17 protein-coding genes are annotated in these 17,616 nt (G+C 72.0%); 9 read left to right on the forward strand and 8 right to left on the reverse strand.

Features of this window, described 5'->3' with window-relative positions; all coding sequences use genetic code 11:
* The first annotated feature begins 227 nt into the window (after positions 1 to 227).
* Complete coding sequence (locus K2224_RS06220) at positions 228 to 758, forward strand: Lrp/AsnC family transcriptional regulator (RefSeq protein ID WP_221905630.1); 531 nt, start codon at positions 228 to 230, stop codon at positions 756 to 758.
* A 195-nt stretch (positions 759 to 953) separates the two neighbouring features.
* Here K2224_RS06220 and K2224_RS06225 read toward each other — a convergent pair whose 3' ends face one another.
* Positions 954 to 1,544 carry a TetR/AcrR family transcriptional regulator gene (locus K2224_RS06225; protein ID WP_221905631.1) on the reverse strand — a complete coding sequence of 197 codons (591 nt, stop codon included), beginning with the start codon at positions 1,542 to 1,544 and terminating at the stop codon, positions 954 to 956.
* Between the two features lie 2 nt (positions 1,545 to 1,546).
* Positions 1,547 to 3,067 (reverse strand): 3-hydroxyacyl-CoA dehydrogenase, encoded by a 1,521-nt coding sequence (locus K2224_RS06230; RefSeq protein WP_221905632.1) that lies wholly within the window; start codon positions 3,065 to 3,067, stop codon positions 1,547 to 1,549.
* A 187-nt stretch (positions 3,068 to 3,254) separates the two neighbouring features.
* On the opposite strand from K2224_RS06230, the gene paaN reads away from it, so the two are divergent.
* Complete coding sequence (gene paaN / locus K2224_RS06235; protein WP_221905633.1) at positions 3,255 to 4,937, forward strand: phenylacetic acid degradation protein PaaN; 1,683 nt, start codon at positions 3,255 to 3,257, stop codon at positions 4,935 to 4,937.
* Between the two features lie 111 nt (positions 4,938 to 5,048).
* Here the strand turns inward: paaN and K2224_RS06240 are convergent, their stop codons facing one another.
* Genes K2224_RS06240 through K2224_RS06250 form a run of 3 tightly spaced genes read right to left on the reverse strand, consistent with a single transcriptional unit; the run spans position 5,049 to position 7,746 of the window.
* The gene (locus K2224_RS06240) at positions 5,049 to 5,714 is read right to left on the reverse strand and encodes a TrmH family RNA methyltransferase (RefSeq protein WP_221905634.1); all 666 of its coding nucleotides are present in this window, start codon (positions 5,712 to 5,714) and stop codon (positions 5,049 to 5,051) included.
* Positions 5,711 to 7,078 (reverse strand): HTTM domain-containing protein, encoded by a 1,368-nt coding sequence (locus tag K2224_RS06245; protein ID WP_221905635.1) that lies wholly within the window; start codon positions 7,076 to 7,078, stop codon positions 5,711 to 5,713. The genes K2224_RS06240 and K2224_RS06245 overlap by 4 nt, the downstream gene beginning before the upstream one ends.
* Positions 7,075 to 7,746, reverse strand: a complete 672-nt coding sequence (locus K2224_RS06250) for a DUF5819 family protein (protein ID WP_221905636.1) — start codon at positions 7,744 to 7,746, stop codon at positions 7,075 to 7,077. The genes K2224_RS06245 and K2224_RS06250 overlap by 4 nt, the downstream gene beginning before the upstream one ends.
* A gap of 165 nt (positions 7,747 to 7,911) precedes the next feature.
* Between K2224_RS06250 and paaA the strand changes: the two genes are divergently transcribed.
* The 6 genes from paaA to K2224_RS06280 all read left to right on the forward strand — a co-directional run bounded on the left by paaA (position 7,912) and on the right by K2224_RS06280 (position 12,767).
* Entirely contained in the window at positions 7,912 to 8,895 is a 984-nt protein-coding gene (paaA, locus tag K2224_RS06255) for a 1,2-phenylacetyl-CoA epoxidase subunit PaaA (RefSeq protein WP_221905637.1), read from the forward strand.
* A gap of 47 nt (positions 8,896 to 8,942) precedes the next feature.
* Positions 8,943 to 9,263, forward strand: coding sequence for a 1,2-phenylacetyl-CoA epoxidase subunit PaaB (gene paaB, locus K2224_RS06260; protein WP_221909462.1), 321 nt, complete (start codon positions 8,943 to 8,945; stop codon positions 9,261 to 9,263).
* The gene (paaC, locus tag K2224_RS06265; protein ID WP_221905638.1) at positions 9,260 to 9,979 is read left to right on the forward strand and encodes a 1,2-phenylacetyl-CoA epoxidase subunit PaaC; all 720 of its coding nucleotides are present in this window, start codon (positions 9,260 to 9,262) and stop codon (positions 9,977 to 9,979) included. The genes paaB and paaC overlap by 4 nt, the downstream gene beginning before the upstream one ends.
* Complete coding sequence (gene paaD / locus K2224_RS06270; protein WP_221905639.1) at positions 9,973 to 10,476, forward strand: 1,2-phenylacetyl-CoA epoxidase subunit PaaD; 504 nt, start codon at positions 9,973 to 9,975, stop codon at positions 10,474 to 10,476. Before paaC ends, paaD begins: the two co-directional genes overlap by 7 nt.
* Positions 10,476 to 11,522, forward strand: coding sequence for a 1,2-phenylacetyl-CoA epoxidase subunit PaaE (gene paaE, locus K2224_RS06275; protein ID WP_221905640.1), 1,047 nt, complete (start codon positions 10,476 to 10,478; stop codon positions 11,520 to 11,522). The genes paaD and paaE overlap by 1 nt, the downstream gene beginning before the upstream one ends.
* A gap of 111 nt (positions 11,523 to 11,633) precedes the next feature.
* Positions 11,634 to 12,767, forward strand: coding sequence for an acyl-CoA dehydrogenase family protein (locus tag K2224_RS06280; RefSeq protein WP_221905641.1), 1,134 nt, complete (start codon positions 11,634 to 11,636; stop codon positions 12,765 to 12,767).
* A gap of 173 nt (positions 12,768 to 12,940) precedes the next feature.
* Here K2224_RS06280 and K2224_RS06285 read toward each other — a convergent pair whose 3' ends face one another.
* Both K2224_RS06285 and K2224_RS06290 read right to left on the reverse strand, forming a co-directional pair.
* A complete protein-coding gene (locus K2224_RS06285) occupies positions 12,941 to 13,285 on the reverse strand; it encodes a rhodanese-like domain-containing protein (protein ID WP_221905642.1) in 345 nt (114 codons plus the stop codon).
* Between the two features lie 10 nt (positions 13,286 to 13,295).
* Positions 13,296 to 14,261: a hypothetical protein gene (locus K2224_RS06290; protein WP_221905643.1), complete on the reverse strand. Its 966-nt coding sequence runs from the start codon at positions 14,259 to 14,261 to the stop codon at positions 13,296 to 13,298.
* Positions 14,262 to 14,640: 379 nt separating this feature from the next.
* Between K2224_RS06290 and K2224_RS06295 the strand changes: the two genes are divergently transcribed.
* Entirely contained in the window at positions 14,641 to 15,843 is a 1,203-nt protein-coding gene (locus K2224_RS06295) for an IS110 family transposase (RefSeq protein WP_221909414.1), read from the forward strand.
* 63 nt (positions 15,844 to 15,906) lie between these two features.
* Here K2224_RS06295 and K2224_RS06300 read toward each other — a convergent pair whose 3' ends face one another.
* A complete protein-coding gene (locus tag K2224_RS06300; protein WP_221905644.1) occupies positions 15,907 to 17,499 on the reverse strand; it encodes a DUF2252 domain-containing protein in 1,593 nt (530 codons plus the stop codon).
* Between the last annotated feature and the right edge of the window lie 117 nt (positions 17,500 to 17,616).

Below are 17,616 nucleotides of genomic sequence, written 5' to 3' on the forward strand. Positions count from 1 at the left end.
GAAGGGGTGGCGCGATGCGCCTCATGGGTGGTGGGCGAGCTGGGTGCCGCCACCCGGCGGTCGCCGGGAGGACGGGCAGGACGCGTCGTTCGGGGCGGGTGAGCCCTTCCCTACCGATTGTTCGGTCGCTGATGCATTTTGGCTACAGGCGGGTTCAGCCTGTGGACAAACGGTTCGCCGCAGCTTGTGATGAGGGCAGGGAGTCCACAAAGGGGAGGCGGGAGCACATGCCGGAGGAACAGATGGCCAATCCGGGCGGACAGCCGCCGGCGGCGCCCGCCCCGTCCCCGCCGGCCGCCCGGCCCCTGGACGCCATCGACCGTGCCATCCTGCGCCTGCTGCGGACCGACGGCCGGGCCTCGATACGCTCCGTCGCCGAGCAGGTGCATGTCTCCCGCGCCAACGCCTACGCACGGATCAACCGGCTGATCGACGACGGCGTCATCCGCGGTTTCAGTGCCCTCATCGACCAGGAGAGGGCAGGTCAGGGCGCGTCCGCCTATGTCACGTTGAAGATCGTGCAGAACTCCTGGCGGACCGTGCGCAAGCAGCTCACCGCGCTGCCCGGAACCGCCCACATCGCCCTGGTCAGCGGGGACTTCGACGTGCTGCTACTGGTGCACACCAAGGACAACCGCGAGCTGCGGGAGCTGGTCCTGACCCGGATCCAGTCCATACCGGAGGTGCTGAGCACCCGCACCCTGCTGGTCTTCGAGGAGACGGACCTGGGACCCGAGGAAGAGGGGGGCGGGGACTGAGGGACGGAAGCGACGGAAGGCACACGCAGGGGACGCGGGAGCGGCGCGGCGGGTCCGGGGCGGGCAGAAGCAGTGTCCGCGGCATCCGGGGCCGGTACCCGTGCGGCCCGGCCGGTGTCCAGGCCCCCGCGGGCCGGTACCGGCAACCCCGGTCCGGTACCCGCGGCACCGTTCAGGCCCTCGTTCGGATCCCCGTCAGACCCTGCGCAGGCCGTCGAACGCCGTCCGCACCACGGCCTCCGCGACCTCCTCGCGGCTCGCCGCGCCCCCGCGCCCCGGCCGGTACCACTCAACGATCGAGTTGATCATGCCGAAGAGCAGGCGGGTGGCCAGCCGGACGTCCATGTCGTCCCGGAGGTCGCCGTCGGCGGCGGCCTCCTTCAGCAGCTCGGCGACCCGGTGGTCGAACTCGCGGCGGCGCTCCATGGCCCACCGCTCGGTGTCGGTGTTCCCGCGCACCCGCAACAGCAGCGTCACATAGGGAAGTTCGTCCATCAGGACCTCGGCCTCGCGCCGGGTGACGTGTTCCAGCCGCTCGATCGCCCGCCCCTCCTGGGCGCCCCGTTCCTCCAGCACGCCGAAGAGCCCGTCCAGGGCGCGGCTTATCGCGCGGCGGAGCAGCTCTTCCTTGCTGCGCACGTGGTGGTAGATCGACGACTTCGAGATGCCGGCGGCCTTGGAGAGGTGCTCCATGGACGTGCCGTCGTAGCCGCGCTCGATGAACACCTCGACGGAGACGGCGAGCAGCGAATCGGGCGTGTAGGCGTCGCGCTTGGCCATGGTCATGATTAGAGCACCCATTCCTCGAGGTCCGCACGGCGCCGCAGCGCCCGGGACGGTACGTAGCGTCCCCCGGCATTCTGGTGGTGCAGGGAGTCCAGCAGCGTCCGCACCCAGGGAGCGCCGAGCCGGTCGGCCCACTCCATCGGGCCGCCGGGGTAGTTCACGCCGAGCCGCATGGCGGTGTCGATGTCCTCGGGGGTGGCGACGCCCCGGGCCGCGGCGTCCACCGCGAAGTCGACGATCATGGCGACCGTGCGGGCGACGATCATGCCGGGGACGTCGTCGATCACGCTGACCTGTTTGCCGAGCGCCTGGAAGAGGCCGACGGCCTCGGCGACATCCGCCTCGGAGGCCGTCGCCGAGGGGGCGAGGGCGATCCGGGTCGCGGCCCGGTAGTCGAGCGAGAGGTCGAAGCGGAGGGTGGGGCCGCGGTCCCGGCCCGTGGCCGGACGGCCGTCGGTGAGGGCGAGAGCGGCGCCGCCGGGAAGCCGGACGAAGCCCTCGGACTCCCCCGGTGCGCCGTCGCGGGTGACCTCGATGCCGGCGTTCTCGATCAGCTCGGGCAGTGCGGCGGCGGGGCGGGGCAGTTCGCCGTGCAGGGTGACCGAGGCCGGGCCGGGGGCGGGGGCGGCGGTCGCCGGTTCCGGGCGGGGGGCGCCCTCGGTGTGGTCGAACCAGCCGCGTCCCGTCTTGCGGCCGTGCAGGCCGGCCTCCACCAGGCGGCGCTGTGCCAGGGAGGGCGTGAACTTCGGGTCCTGGAAGAAGGCCGTCCACACCGAGTGGGTGACCGCCTCGTTCACGTCCTGCCCGATGAGGTCGGTGAGTTCGAACGGGCCCATCCGGAAGCCGCTGCCCTCGCGCAGGACGGCGTCGATGGTGGCGGGGTCGGCGGCCCGCTCCTCGTGGAGGCGCAGGGCCTCGGCATAGAAGGGGCGGGCGATGCGGTTGACGATGAAGCCGGGGGTGTCGGCACAGCGCACGGGGGCCTTGCCCCAGGCCGCGGCGGTGTCGTAGGCGGTGGCCGCGGCCGTCCCGTCGGTCGCGAAGCCGCTGACGATCTCGACCAGGGGGAGCAGCGGCGCGGGGTTGAAGAAGTGCATGCCGACACAGCGACCGGGGTGCCGGAGTCCGCCAGCGACCGCGGTGACGGAGAGGGAGGAGGTGTTGGTGGCCAGGAGGCAGTCCGCCGGGACGATGTCCTCCAGGGAGCGGAACAGCTCCTGTTTGGCGGGGAGTTGTTCCAGGATGGCCTCGACGACCAGCGCGGCACCGGAGAGTTCGGCGAGCGTGTCGGCGGGGGAGAGGCGGGCCCGGGCGGCGTCCCGTTCGGCGGTCGGGATCCGGCCTTTCTCGACGAGCCGGTCCAGCCGCCGGACGATGGCCTCGGCGGCCTGCGCGGCGCGGCCGGGGGCGCTGTCGTAGAGCCGGACGGGGTGGCCGGCGACCAGCGCCACCTGCGCGATTCCCTGCCCCATGGTGCCGGTGCCCACCACCGCCACGGTGGTGTCGGTCCCGATTGCCGTCATCGCAGCTGATCCTCCCCGACCGAGTTTTCCACAGCTTGACCGGGCCCTCTTGCCCCGACCGATCGTTCGGTTACTCTAACTCCGTTGCCGCATCACTCCCAGTCCCTATCCGCTTTCCGCTTTCCGCTTTCCGCTTTCCGCTTTCCGCTTTCCGCTTTCCGCGCAGTCGACGAGGAGTTGGTCATCGATGGCCGCCGAAATGACCGCAGCGCAGTTGATCGAGAAGCACCGCCCGACCCTCGACAAGGCGCTGGAAGCCATCCGCACCCGGGCGTACTGGTCCCCGCACCCCGAGCACCCCAAGGCGTACGGCGAGAACGCCGCACAGGACGGCCTGGCCGCGTTCGAGGCACTGCGCGGCAACCGCTTCGCGCTCGACCAGCCCGGCACCGACGACTGGACGGGCGAGGAAGTCTCGCCCTACGGGCCGGAGTTGGGCATCGCCTATCCGCATCCGGACGTCTCGGTGCTGCTGCCGGCCATGCGGGCCACGCTCCCCGAGTGGCGGGGCGCCGGGCCGGAGGCGCGTGCCGCGGTGTGCCTGGAGATCCTGGCCCGGATCAGCGCGCGCACCCACGAGTTCGCGCAGGCCGTGATGCACACCAGTGGCCAGGCGTTCATGATGGCGTTCCAGGCGGGCGGGCCGCACGCCCAGGACCGCGGCCTGGAGGCGGTGGCGTACGCCTACGAGGAGCAGACCCGCACCCCCGGGACGGCATCGTGGACCAAGCCGCAGGGCAAGCGGGACCCGCTGGAGCTCACCAAGACGTTCACGGCCGTGCCGCGCGGCGTCGCCCTGGTGATCGGCTGCAACACCTTCCCGACGTGGAACGGCTATCCGGGCCTGTTCGCCTCGCTCGCGACCGGCAATCCGGTGCTGGTCAAGCCGCATCCGCGCGCGGTGCTGCCGCTGGCCCTGACGGTCAAGGTGGCCCGGGAGGTGCTCGCCGAGGCCGGTTTCCCCGCCGACCTGGTGTGCCTGGCGGTGGACAGGCCGGGCGAGGGCCTGGCCAAGACGCTGGCGGTGCGGCCCGAGATCCGGATCATCGACTACACCGGCTCGACCGCCTTCGGCGACTGGCTGGAGGCGAACGCCCGCCAGGCCCAGGTGTACACCGAGAAGGCCGGTGTCAACAGCGTGCTCGTCGAGTCCACCGACGACTACAAGGGCATGCTCGCCAACCTCGCCTTCTCGCTGTCGCTCTACAGCGGCCAGATGTGCACCACGCCGCAGAATCTGCTGATCCCGCGGGACGGCATCGACACCGACGCCGGCCCGAAGTCGTACGACGAGGTCGTCGGCGATCTGGCGGGCGCGGTCAGCGGCCTGCTGGGCGATGACGCGCGGGCCAACGCACTGCTCGGCGCGATCGTCAATCCGCAGGTCAAGGAGCGGATCGACGAGGCGACCGGGCTCGGCGAGGTGGCGCTGGCCTCCCGTGAGGTGGTGAACCCGGAGTTCCCCGGGGCCACGGTCCGCACGCCACTGATCGTCAAGCTGGACGGCGCCAAGCCGGAGTCCGAGGCGGCGTATCTCTCGGAGTGCTTCGGCCCGGTCTCCTTCGCGGTGGCGGTCGACTCGGCGGCCGACGCGGTGGCGCTGCTGCGCCGCACGATCCGGGAGAAGGGCGCCATGACGGTCGGCGCCTACACCACCTCGACCGAGGTGGAGCGGCTGGTGGAGGACGCCTGTCTGGAGGAGTGCGCCCAGCTGTCGCTGAATCTGACCGGCGGGGTGTATGTGAACCAGACGGCGGCGTTCTCCGACTTCCACGGCTCGGGCGGCAATCCGGCGGCCAACGCGGCGCTGTGCGACGGCGCGTTCGTGGCCAACAGGTTCCGGACGGTGGAGGTACGGCGGGAGCCGTGAGCTCCCGGGGCCCGGGGCGCCACCCGGGCCCCGGCCTCGTGGGCCGGGCGGCGGCCGGGTCGGGCACCCGGGTCCGACGTCGACGTCACGGGTCCGCGCCGGACGACCGCGTCAGGCGTCCGGGATCTGCGCGTGGCGACCGATCCAGGCGTGCATGGCGATAGCCGCGGCGGCCCCGGCGTTGATGGAGCGCGTCGAGCCGAACTGCGCGATCGAGCAGACCGTCGAGGCGTGCGCGCGGGCCTCCTCGGTCAGCCCCGGCCCCTCCTGGCCGAAGAGCAGGACGCAGCGGCGCGGCAGCACCGTGGTCTCCAGCGGCACGGAGCCGGGGAGGTTGTCGATCCCGATGATCGGCAGCTCCTCGGCGGCGGCCCAGGCGGTCAGTTCCGCGGTGTCCGGGTGGTGGCGGACGTGCTGGTAGCGGTCGGTGACCATCGCGCCGCGGCGGTTCCAGCGGCGCTGCCCGACGATGTGGATCTCCTTGGCCAGGAAGGCGTTGGCGGTCCGGACGACCGAACCGATGTTGAAGTCGTGGCTCCAGTTCTCGACGGCCACATGGAAGTCGTGGCGGCGGGTGTCGAGGTCGGCGACGATCGCCTCGCGGGTCCAGTAGCGGTAGCGGTCGACGACGTTGCGGCGGTCGCCGTGGGCGAGCAGCTCGGGGTCGTAGCGACCGTCCTGCGGCCAGGGCTGCGGGTGCGGGCCGACGCCGATCGTCGGCCCGTATCCCTCGTCGTACTGGAGGGGCTCGGCGGGGGCGGTGGTTTCGCTGCTCACCCCATGAGCGTATGGCCATCGCCGCCGGAGCGGGCAACGGCCGGCGGCGCACCACCGCCGGGGACCGTGCCGTCGCCGGGGCCGCCGTGGCCCGGGAGCAGCCGGCGGCGCAGGCGGGAGAGCCGGCCGCCGAGCCCGGTCAGGAAGGTCGTCGGCAGGAAGACGGCATCGGCGGTGATCATCGCCAGGGAGAAGAACGGCAGCCCCAGCAGGACCGCGATCGAGAGGTGCTCGCAGATCATGGCGACCAGCAGCACGTTCTTCAGGCGCCGGTTGAAGAGGGTGAACGGGAAGGCGACCTGGACGATCACCGTCCCGTAGGTGATCAGCATGACCATCAGGCCGTTGCTGCCGAGCAGCTGGGAGAGTCCCGGCCAGGGGGAGAAGTAGTCCAGGTGCATCGGGTAGTAGACGGCGGTGCCGTCCTGCCAGCGCGAGCCCTGGATCTTGTACCAGCCGGCGGTGGCGTAGACGAGGCAGACCTCGACCATGATCACCAGCAGGACGCCGTTGTGCGCCAGCTTGGCGAGGGTGTCCAGGACGATGCGGGGCTCCCCGGGGGCGTACCGCCGCGCCGCCCACCACAGGCCGTGCGCCGCCCACAGCCCCCACAGGGCCAGGCTCCAGCCGAAGTGCGGGAACGGTCCGTGCCCGAACCACGTGAGCCCGGGGGCGCCGGCCAGCTGGGCCACGGCGAGGGCGAGGCCGAGCACCGCCCACAGGACGGTGCCGGTCAGGTCGCGGGGCGCGACAGCGGCGTCTCCCCCGGTGCCGGCGGCGGCCGCCGTCCGCCGGGCGCGGCGGGCGTCCAGCGACCACACCTGGCCGCACCGGGTCAGCACGAGGTACATCGACATCAGATGGATGACGTTGTCGCCGCCGTCCCCGATGAAGACGCTGCGGTTCTGCAGCGACAGCACGCCGATCATGAACAGCACCGACATGGTGCGGGTGCGCCAGCCCAGCATCAGCAACGCGCTGGCCACGACGGCGAGGAGGTAGACGCACTCGAACCAGCCGCCGCTGTCGGACCAGACCAGGACGGAGAAGCCCTGGTTGCCCTCGAGCAGCCGGCGCGCCATGCCGAAGTCCCAGGGGCCGCCGGGTCCGTAGAGCTGCTCCCGGTGGGGCCATTCCCGCAGCAGGAACAGCAGCCAGGTGCCGGCGAAGCCGATCCGGATGACGGCGGTCTGGTACGGGGCCCGCGCCCGGGCGGTGACCCAGCCGAAGCCGCGGCCCACGGCCCGTTCGAGGCGGGTCTCCCGGTAGGTGACGGGGGTGCCCCCGGGGGCCGCCGTGGGGGCCTCCGGGGTCCCGGGGGCGGGCGGGGCGGTGTGCGGCTGCTGCGGCGTCGGTGACGTCACTGGGTGGTCGCCCCCTCGGGCAGGTCGTTCGCGGTGACCTGCCACCAGGGCAGTACGCGGTAGGCGGGCTTGTCGCTGATCTTCTCGGCGCTCCACGGCGGCGGGAGCACCGGGGTGGTCTGCGAGCGGACCTGGATCTGCTCGATCCGGTCGCCGCCCCTGGTCCACTCGCCGGACATCCGGAGCATCACGATCCGGCGGATGTAGCGGGCGAAGTTCTCGCCGCGCTCGCCGGTCGGGCGGTTCTGTGCGTCGAGGGTGTTGGAGAGCAGCTCCCAGCCGCGGCGCAGCTGGTTCTGCTGGGTGTGGCTGGGCAGCGGGTTGTGGAGCACGGCCCGGCCGTCGCGGGCGGTCAGGTCGGTCCAGCCGGTGGTCCGCGTGGTGCCGTCCTGGGCACGCAGCTGGGCGCGGACCTGGACGTCGGTGTTCTGCTGGAGCGGGTTGGGGGCGAACAGCTTCCAGTTCTGCTCGTACTCGGGATAGACGTAGTCGCCGATCAGCCCGGCCTGCTGCTTGCTGAGCGTGTTCGACGGCGCGACATGCAGGAACATCATCGCGAGATGGATCAGGACGGCGACCGCGATACCGCTGGCCGCCACGCCTATGACGATCCGCGAGGGCAGCGACAGCGCGGACAGTGGCCGCGATTCGTCCCCGTATGACTGCATTCCCGCCCCGTTCCCCGTTCTCGACCGGCTGACTCCGCTCCGGAACGGTACCTACGCGGCCCGCCCCAGCACACCTTCCCCCGGTTATCCACAGGCTTGACACCCGCGGTCCGCCCACTCACCATTGAACCGAACGATCGGTCGGTCGGGAGGAGGGGGCACCACATGACGACGATCGCGCCGGAGAACACGGACCACGAGGCCCTGTTCGACGCCACCATCGCCGCGGACGAGCGGATCGAACCACGCGACTGGATGCCGGACGACTACCGCGCCTCACTGGTGCGCCAGATCGCCCAGCACGCCCACTCCGAGATCATCGGCATGCAGCCGGAAGCCAACTGGATCACCAGAGCACCGTCCCTGCGCCGCAAGGCGATCCTCATGGCCAAGGTGCAGGACGAAGCCGGACACGGCCTGTATCTCTACAGTGCCGCCGAAACCCTCGGCACCGGCCGCGACGAGCTCCTCGACAAGCTCCACACCGGCCGCCAGAAATACTCCTCGATCTTCAACTACCCCACTCTGACCTGGGCCGACGTCGGCGCCATCGGCTGGCTCGTGGACGGCGCCGCCATCACCAACCAAGTCCCGCTCTGCCGCTGCTCCTACGGCCCCTACGCCCGCGCCATGGTCCGCGTCTGCAAGGAGGAGTCCTTCCACCAGCGCCAGGGATACGAGCTCCTGCTCACCCTCAGCCGCGGCACGAAGGACCAGCACGCCATGGCCCAGGACGCCGTCGACCGCTGGTGGTGGCCCTCGCTGATGATGTTCGGCCCGCCCGACGACGAATCCGCCCACTCCGCCCAGTCCATGGCCTGGAAGATCAAGCGCCACTCCAACGACGAGCTCCGCCAGCGCTTCGTGGACATCTGCGTCCCCCAGGCCGAGGCCCTCGGCCTCACCCTCCCCGACCCCGACCTCCGGTGGAACGACGAACGGGGCCACTGGGACTTCGGCCCCATCGACTGGACCGAATTCCGCGAGGTCCTCAAGGGCAACGGCCCCTGCAACGACGAACGGATCGGCCGCCGCCGCCGCGCCCACGAGGAAGGCGCCTGGGTCCGCGAGGCCGCCGCCGCACACGCCGCCAAACACCCCGCCCGCAGCCCGCACCGCGGCACCGACCAGGAGGAGGCGGCCCGATGACGGCACCACGCCCCGCGAACGTCCCGCCCCCGCCCGTCACAACGGCGCTGCCCCGGGCCGGCGCGGACCCCACGGCCACCACCGGTCCCACCGACTGGCCCCTGTGGGAGGTCTTCGTCCGCGGCCGCCGCGGCCTGTCCCACACCCACGCCGGCAGCCTCCACGCCCCCGACGCCCAGATGGCCCTGCGCAACGCCCGCGACCTCTACACCCGCCGCTCCGAAGGCGTCTCCATCTGGGTGGTCCCGTCCGCCGAGATCACCGCCTCCTCCCCGGACGAGAAGGACGCCTTCTTTGAACCGGCCGGCGACAAGCCCTACCGCCACCCCACCTTCTACGAGATCCCCGAGGGGGTGCACCACCTGTGACGCCCCGCACCGCCACCCCCGCACTGCCCCTCGGTGACGACGCCCTGATCCTCTCCCACCGCCTCGGCGAATGGGCGGGCAACGCCCCCGTACTCGAAGAGGAGGTCGCCCTCGCCAACATCGCCCTGGACCTCCTCGGCCAGGCGAGAATCCTGCTCTCCCTCGCCGGCGACGAGGACGAACTCGCCTATCTCCGTGAGGAACGCCAGTTCCGCAACGTCCAGCTCGTCGAGCAGCCCAACGGCGACTTCGCCCACACCATCGCCCGCCAGCTCTACTTCTCCACCTACCAGGAGTTGCTCCACGACCACCTCGCCACCACCGACAGCGAGCTGGCACCGCTCGCCGGCAAGGCCGTCAAGGAGACCGCCTACCACCGCGACCACGCCGAACAGTGGACCCTGCGGCTCGGCGACGGCACCGACGAGAGCCACACCCGGATGCAGCGCGCCCTGGACGCCCTCTGGCGCTACACCGGCGAACTCTTCGACCCCGTGGAGGGACTGGACGACGTCCCCTGGCAGCCCCTCCAGGACATCTGGACCGCCCGCATCACCGCCACCCTGGAGCGCGCCACGCTCAGCGTCCCCACCGGCCCCCGGCACGGCGCCTGGAGCGCCGGCGGCGGCCGCCGGGGAATCCACACCGAATCCTTCGGCCGGCTGCTCGCCGAAATGCAGCACCTCCACCGCAGCCACCCGGGGGCGTCATGGTGACCCCCGCCCCCACCGCCCTCGAAGCGGAGCTGCTGGCGCTCGCCGGCTCCGTTCCCGACCCCGAGCTGCCCGTCCTCACCCTCGCCGAACTCGGCGTGGTGCGCGACGTACGGCTCACCGCCCCCGACCGCGTCGAGGTCTCCCTCACCCCCACCTACACCGGCTGTCCCGCCATCGAGGCGATGTCCGCCGACATAGAACGCGTCCTGCACGACCACGGCATACCCGAGGTCGAGGTCCGCACCGTCCTCGACCCGCCGTGGACGACCGACGCGATCACCGACGAGGGCCGCCGGAAACTCGCCGAGTTCGGCATCGCCCCGCCCCGACCCACCGCGCCGACCCGAGGACCGGTCCCCCTCGACCTCACCATCCGCTGCCCGCACTGCGGATCGACCGACACCACCCTGCTCAGCCGGTTCTCGTCCACGGCCTGCAAGGCGCTGCGCCGCTGCGAGTCCTGCCGCGAACCCTTCGACCACTTCAAGGAGTTGTGATGTTCCACCCGCTCCAGGTGCGGGAGATCGAGCGACTCACGGACGACGCGGTGGCCGTCACCTTCACGGTCCCACCCGAGCTCCGCGCGACCTTCCGGCACATCCCCGGGCAGCACATCGCACTGCGCAGAACGGTCGACGGCCGGGAGATCCGCCGCACCTACTCCATCTGCACCCCCGCCACCGACGACCCCGTCCTGCGGGTCGGCATCCGCCTGGTCGAGGACGGCGCCTTCTCCACCTACGCCCTCAAGGAACTCGCCGTCGGCGACACCGTCGACGTCATGGCCCCGGCCGGCCGCTTCACCCTCGCCCCACGCCCCGGCCGGTTCGTGGGCATCGTCGGCGGCAGCGGCATCACCCCGGTGCTCTCCATCGCCACCACCCTGCTCGCCCGCCGACCCGACGCCCACTTCTGCCTGATCCGCAGCGACCGCACCACGGCCTCCGCGATGTTCCTGGAGGAGGTCGCCGACCTCAAGGACCGCCACCCCGAACGGTTCCAGCTGGTGCACGTGCTCTCCCGCGAGGAACGGCAGACCGGCCTGCCCTCCGGCCGCCTCGACCAGGAACGCCTGCGCACCCTGCTGCCCGCGCTGCTCCGGACCGACGCCGTCGACGGCTGGTTCCTGTGCGGTCCCTACGGCCTCGTCCAGGGCGCCGAACAGGCCCTGCGCGCCCTCGGCGTACCGCGCACCCGCATCCACGAAGAGATCTTCCACCTCGACAACGGCGCCGCGGCCCCCGCGCCCGCCACCACCGTGCCGGCGCACAGCACGGTCACCGCCACCCTCGACGGCCGCTCCGGCACCTGGCCCGTCCACGACGGCGAGTCGCTCCTGGAAGCCGTGCTCCGCAACCGCCCCGACGCCCCCTACGCCTGCAAGGGCGGCGTCTGCGGCACCTGCCGCGCCTTCCTCGTCTCCGGCGAGATCCGGATGGACCGCAACTTCGCCCTGGAATCCGAGGAGGTCGACGCCGGATACGTGCTGGCCTGCCAGTCCCACCCCGCCACCGAGAAGGTCGAGCTCGACTTCGACCGGTGAGAGCCGCCCGCCGCCGTCCGCACCATTCCCAATTCCTGCAACATGTTCTAACTTGACGCCTCGTCAGGAATCACTCGCCGAACCGGCCACGGCGCGCGGGAGGACGGACCAGTGGACTTCACCTTCACCGAGGAACAACAGGCAGCCGTCGAAGCAGCACAGGCCGTCTTCTCGGATGTCGCCCCCGACGGCGTCCCCAGCCCGGCACTCGCCCACGGCCCCGTCGCCGACGACTTCGACCGCCCCCTGTGGCGCACCCTCGCCGACGCCGACCTCCTCGGCCTCCCCGTCCCACCCGAGCACGGCGGCGCCGGCCTCGACCCGATCGCCCTCTGCCTCGTGCTCCGTGAATCCGCCAAGGTCCTCGCCCGCGTCCCGCTCCTGGAGACCTACGCCGCCGCGCACACCCTCCGACACCACGCGACCGCCGACCTGCGCGCCGACATCCTGCCCCGACTCGCCACCGGCGACCTCGTCCTCACCGCCGCCACCGGCGGCCGCACCGGCCACGACCCCGCCGAACTCGCGGTCACCGCCCGGCAGGACGGCACCGCCTGGACCCTCGACGGCACCCACACCGCCGTTCCCTGGGCCCACACCGCCGACCGCGTCCTGCTCCCCGCCCACACCCCCGACGGCCGCACCGTCCTCGCCCTCGTCCCCTGCGATCGCACCGGCCTCACCCTCGGCGACCAGATATCCACCACCGGCGAGCGCCACGCCGAGATCCGCCTCGACTCCGTACGTGCCGGCGCCCGGGACATCCTCACCGACCCGGCCGCCTGGGACACCCTGCGCGACCTGCTCACCACCGGCACCTGCGCACTCGCCCTCGGCCTCGGCGCACGTGTCCTGGCCATGACCAGCGACTACACCGGAAAGCGCGAGCAGTTCGGCCACCCGCTGGCCACCTTCCAGGCCGTCGCCGTCCAGACCGCCGACCGCTTCATCGACCTGCGCGCCATGGAAGCCACCCTCTGGCAGGCGGCCTGGCGCCTCACCACCGGAGCGGCGGGACCGCTACCGCCCGCCGGGGACATCGCGGTCGCCAAGATCTGGGCCTCCGAGGGCGTCCGCCGCATCGTCCAGACCGCCCAGCACCTGCACGGCGGCTTCGGCGCCGACACCGACTACCCGCTGCACCGCTACCACGCCTGGGCCAAACAGCTCGAACTCTCCCTCGGCCCGGCCGCCGCCCACGAGGAGGCACTCGGCGAACTCCTCGCCGCGCACCCCCTCAGCTGATCGCCGCGCAGCGCATCAGCCGATCGCCGCACCTCAGCCGACGACGGGCGTCAACGGACCGGACGCGCACGGCGAAGGTCCGCCGTCGGGCACCGCTCGGGGCGGCGGGGGCGGCACCGTCAGGGCAGCGCCAACGGGGGGAAGCCGCCAGCGGCCCCGCCAGGAGCAACGCCCTAGACGATCGTCCCCACGCCGCCGTTGCCGTCCGACACCGGACGCCCGGCCGCCTCCCACGCCTGCATACCGCCCTCGACGTTCACCGCGTCCAGGCCCTGCCCGACCAGATACTGCGCCACCTGGGCCGACCGCCCGCCGACCCGGCACAGCACGAAGATCCTGCCGCCCTCGGGCGCAGCCTCCGTCAACTCCCCGTAACGGGCGACGAATTCGCTCATCGGGATGTGCAGCGCGCCCTCGGCGTGCCCGGCCGCCCACTCGTCGTCCTCACGGACGTCCAGCAGGAAGTCCTCGGGCGTGAGGGCATCGACACCGACCGTGGGCACAGAACCAAATTGCATGCTTCCGACGCTACCCGACCAGCTGCATGAGATACGCCTCGCGTTCCCGGACGTCGGCCAGCAGCTTCTCGGCGATCTCGTCCAGCAGGGCGTCCGGGTCGTCCGGCGCCATCCTGATCATCGAGCCGATCGCGCTGGCCTCCAGCTCCGCGACGGCGGAGGACAGCAGCTCCTTGCGCTCGGCCAGCCACTCCAGCCGGGCGTAGAGCTCCTCGCTCTCGCTCAGCCGCCGCTCGGCGGGCGCCGGACCGGCCTCCCACTCCCGCACCAGCTCCCGCAGCAACGCCACGTCGCCCCGCCCGTACGCGGCGTTGACCCGCGCGATGAAGCCGTCCCGCCTGGCCCGCTCCGCGTCGTCCCGCGCCAGGTCCGGATGCGCCCGGCGCACCAGATCGCGGTAGATCTTGCGGGCCTCCTCGCCCGGCCGGACCTTCGGCGGCGGCTGGACGGGCTGGTCCGTCAGCATCGCGTGCGCCTCGGGGAACAGCCCCTCCGACCCGAGCCAGCCGTGGAACAGCTCCTCCACCTGCGGCATCGGCAGCACCGACGCACGTGCCTCGCGCGCCTTGCGGATGTCCTCGGGGTCACCGGTGCGCGCCGCCACGGCCTCCGCGATCTGCGCATCCAGCTCGTCCAGCCGCGCGTACAGGGGGCCGAGCCGCTGGTGGTGCAGCCGGGAGAAGTTCTCCACCTCCACCCGGAAGGTCTCCACCGCGATCTCGAACTCGATCAGAGCCTGCTCGGCCGCCAGCACCGCCTTCGCCAACCGCCGGGTCCCCTCGTCCCGGGGTTCCGCGCCGTCCCCCGCCCCCTCCGGGCTCGCCCCGGCAGCGGCGGCATCCGGATCGCTCCGCTCCGCGTCCGGCACCGCCCCGCGGGCATCCGCCGCCCGCGGGGCGGCCGGGTCGCCGAGTGCCCCCGGTACGTCCGGTCGGTCCTGGCCGTCCTGCGCGTTCTCCGCGTGCGAGTTCGTCACCCGGTCAGCGTACGGCCCTGGGGGAGGGGGTGCGTGGTGGCGTCCCGGGGGGGGAGGGGTGGGGGTAGAAGGCGGAAAGGGGGCGAGGGAGGGAGCAGGCGCGATTGGCGCTGGCCGGCGTGGTTCGCCCCCTGGGGCCCCTCCCCATTACCTTCTTGGTGGCCCCGCAATGGGGCGCCCGGCCTTCGGAGTTGGCATGACTTTCTCCCCCTGTCGAACGTATGGCCTGGGGGGTGGTGTCACCGGCTCCGGAGGCATCGACAGACCGCTGATTAGGGGCATGACCACCGGCTTGTCCGCAGGTCGGGAGGCTCTTCGTAATGTGGATGTGGCGATCGGTGCCGTGGGACGGCCGGGCGGGAACGACCAGAGGACGCACGTGATCGACGTCAGTGAGATCGGCGCCTTCCTCGGCCTGGACGTCGGCAAGAGCGAACACCACGCCACCGCCGTCACTCCGGCCGGAAGGAAGGCCTTCGACAAGCGGCTGCCCAACAGCGAACCCAAGCTCCGCGACGTGTTCGCCAAGCTGAAAGCCAAGCACGGCACCGTGCTCGTGGTCGTCGACCAGCCCGCCTCCATCGGCGCCCTGCCGCTGGCCGTGGCCCGCGACATGGACTGCCCCGTGGCTTACCTGCCGGGCCTGACGATGCGGCGGATCGCCGACCTCTACCCCGGTGAAGCCAAAACCGACGCCCGCGACGCCTTCATCATCGCGGACGCGGCCCGGTCGATGCCGCACACTCTGCGGGCCGTCGAGCTTGCCGACGAGGCAGTAGCCGAGCTGGAAATGATCGTGGGTTTCGACGACGACCTGGCCGGCGAAGCCACCCGCATCAGCAACAGACTGCGGGGACTGCTGACACAGATCCACCCGTCGCTGGAACGGGTACTGGGACCGCGAATGCAGCACCCAGCCGTGCTCAAGCTGCTCGACCAGTGCGGTTCGCCGGCCCAGGTCCGCAAGGCCGGACGGCGTCGGCTGGTGAACCTGATCCGCCCAAAGGCACCACGGATGGCGGAACGGCTCGTCGATGACATCTTCACCGCCCTGGACGAGCAGACAGTGGTCGTGCCAGGCACGGCCGCGGCCGCATTGATCGTCCCCAGCCTCGCCAGCTCGCTCCAGTCGGTACTTGACCAGCGCAAACTCCTCGCCACAAGGATCGAGGAACTGCTGGAGGCTCACCCTCTTTCCAAGGTCCTGACGTCCATGCCGGGGATCGGCGTCAGGACCGGAGCACGCATCCTCATCGACATCGGCGACGCCAGCAGCTTCCCCAGCGCCGCCCACCTCGCCGCCTACGCCGGCCTCGCCCCGGCAACCCGCAGTTCCGGGTCCTCCATCCGCGGCGAACAGCCATCGCGCAGAGGAAACAAACAGCTCAAACGCGCCTTCTTCCTCTCCGCGTTCGCCGCCCTGGCCGACCCCGTCTCCAGGGCCTACTACGACAAGAAGATCGCCCAGGGAAAACACCACACCCAAGCCCTCCTCTGCCTCGCCAGACGACGAGCCGACGTGCTCTTCGCCATGCTCCGCGACGGCACCTTCTACCAACCCCAACCAGCCCCCACGGGTTGACGAAACCCATAGGGGCACCCCCCCGCCCCCTCCCGCGCCCACCCCCGTAGAACGCCCCTCCCCTCACACCCCGCTTTCCGCCGCGATGCGGCCGTTGCGTATCGCCGCGACCAGGTCCGCGTGATCCGCTTCCGTGCGCTCCGCGTAGGCCACCGCGAAGGCTGCTATCGCCTCGTCGAGTGACTCGCCCTTGCCGCAGTAGCCGGCCACTGTGCGCGGGTCGGCACTGTGGGCGTGGGCGCGCGCCAGGAGCGCGCCGGTCATCCGGGCGTAGTCGTCGAGCTGTTCGCCGGACAGCCGGGACGGATCCACGCTGCCCTTGCGATTCCGGAACTGCCGTACCTGGAAAGGCAGTCCCGCGCCCGGACCAGCGCCCGGCGCCCCCGCAGCACTCTGCCGTTCACCCCCTGCTATGCCAGGAACACCGGATACACCACGCCTCCCACGTATCCCGTCCGCAGCACCCGCCGCACCCGCTATGTCTGCCGGATCCACTGCGCTCGCAGCGTCCACCGGGCCCACTGTGCCGCCCGCCGCGGCCGTCACATCCGCCGCGCCCTCCCCCACCGTCGTCCACCCCAGCAGCAGGTCGCTGACCACCTGCATCCGTCGTTGTCCGAGCACCACGCGCCGCCCCTCGTGTTCCGACGGGGGTGACGGGAAGCCGGCCTTCGTCACATAGGGCGCCAGTGCCGAGCGGCGGGCCTCCTTCACCTGGAGGACCAGGGGCTCGCCGCGGTGGTCCAGCAGCAGCACCACATACGACCGCAGTCCGACGCTGCCGGTCCCGACTATGCGGAAGGCGACGTCGTGCACCGCGTACCGGGCCAGGAGCGGCAGCCGGTCCTCGGGGAGCGTCGCCAGATAGGCGGCGAGCGACGAGGCCACCGCCGCGGCCTCCGCGTCCGGCACCCGGCGCAGCACCGGCGGCGCGTCGACGAACCGCAGGCCGCCGTCCGGCCCGCGCTCGGTGGACTTCGCCGCGAACCGCGCGCTGGTGTTCCTGCGCGCCTTGGCCTCGACCCGTTCCAGGGTGCCCAGCAGGTCCCGGGCGTCGGTGTGCGAGACGAGTTCCTCGTCGGCGACGGCGTTCCACGCGTCCGTCACCGGGAGCTTGGCCAGCAGCCACATGGTGCGGCGGTAGGCGCCGGCGGCGTCCTGGGCCGCGGCCCGGCAGTCGTCCTCGCTCGCGCCGGCTTCCCGGCCGGCGAGGACCATCGACGTGGCGAGCCGTTTGACGTCCCATTCCCAGGGGCCGTGGACGGTCTCGTCGAAGTCGTTGAGGTCGATGACCAGCCCGCCGCGGGCGTCGGCGTAGACGCCGAAGTTCGCGGCATGCGCGTCTCCGCAGATCTGGGCCCCGATGCCGGTGACGGGGCCTTCCGCCAGGTCGTGGGCCATCAGCCCGGCCGAGCCGCGGAGGAAGGCGAAGGGGCCGGCGGCCATCCGCCCGACCCTTATCGGCGTCAGCTCGGGCAACCGGCCGGCGTTGGACTCCTCGACCGACGCCACCGCGTCCGGTCGCCCGGCCGTGATCCGCAGTACCGCCTGCTCGCCGCGCGGCAGTTGCTCCCGCAGCGCCCGCCCCACGGCCTTGGCCGACGGCCCCTCCTCGTCCGCCCTGGCGAACCCCGGTACGTACGGCACGCGCGTCATGGCGGCCCCCTCCCCTTCAACGCCCTGGTGTCGCGCGGCATCCCGCGTGTGCCCGGCACACGTGACATCCCCCGCGTCCGTCCGATGCGGCGGCCGTTTCCGGCCCGCCGGTCACCG

The organism is Streptomyces sp. BHT-5-2, assembly GCF_019774615.1.
Taxonomy (GTDB): domain Bacteria; phylum Actinomycetota; class Actinomycetes; order Streptomycetales; family Streptomycetaceae; genus Streptomyces.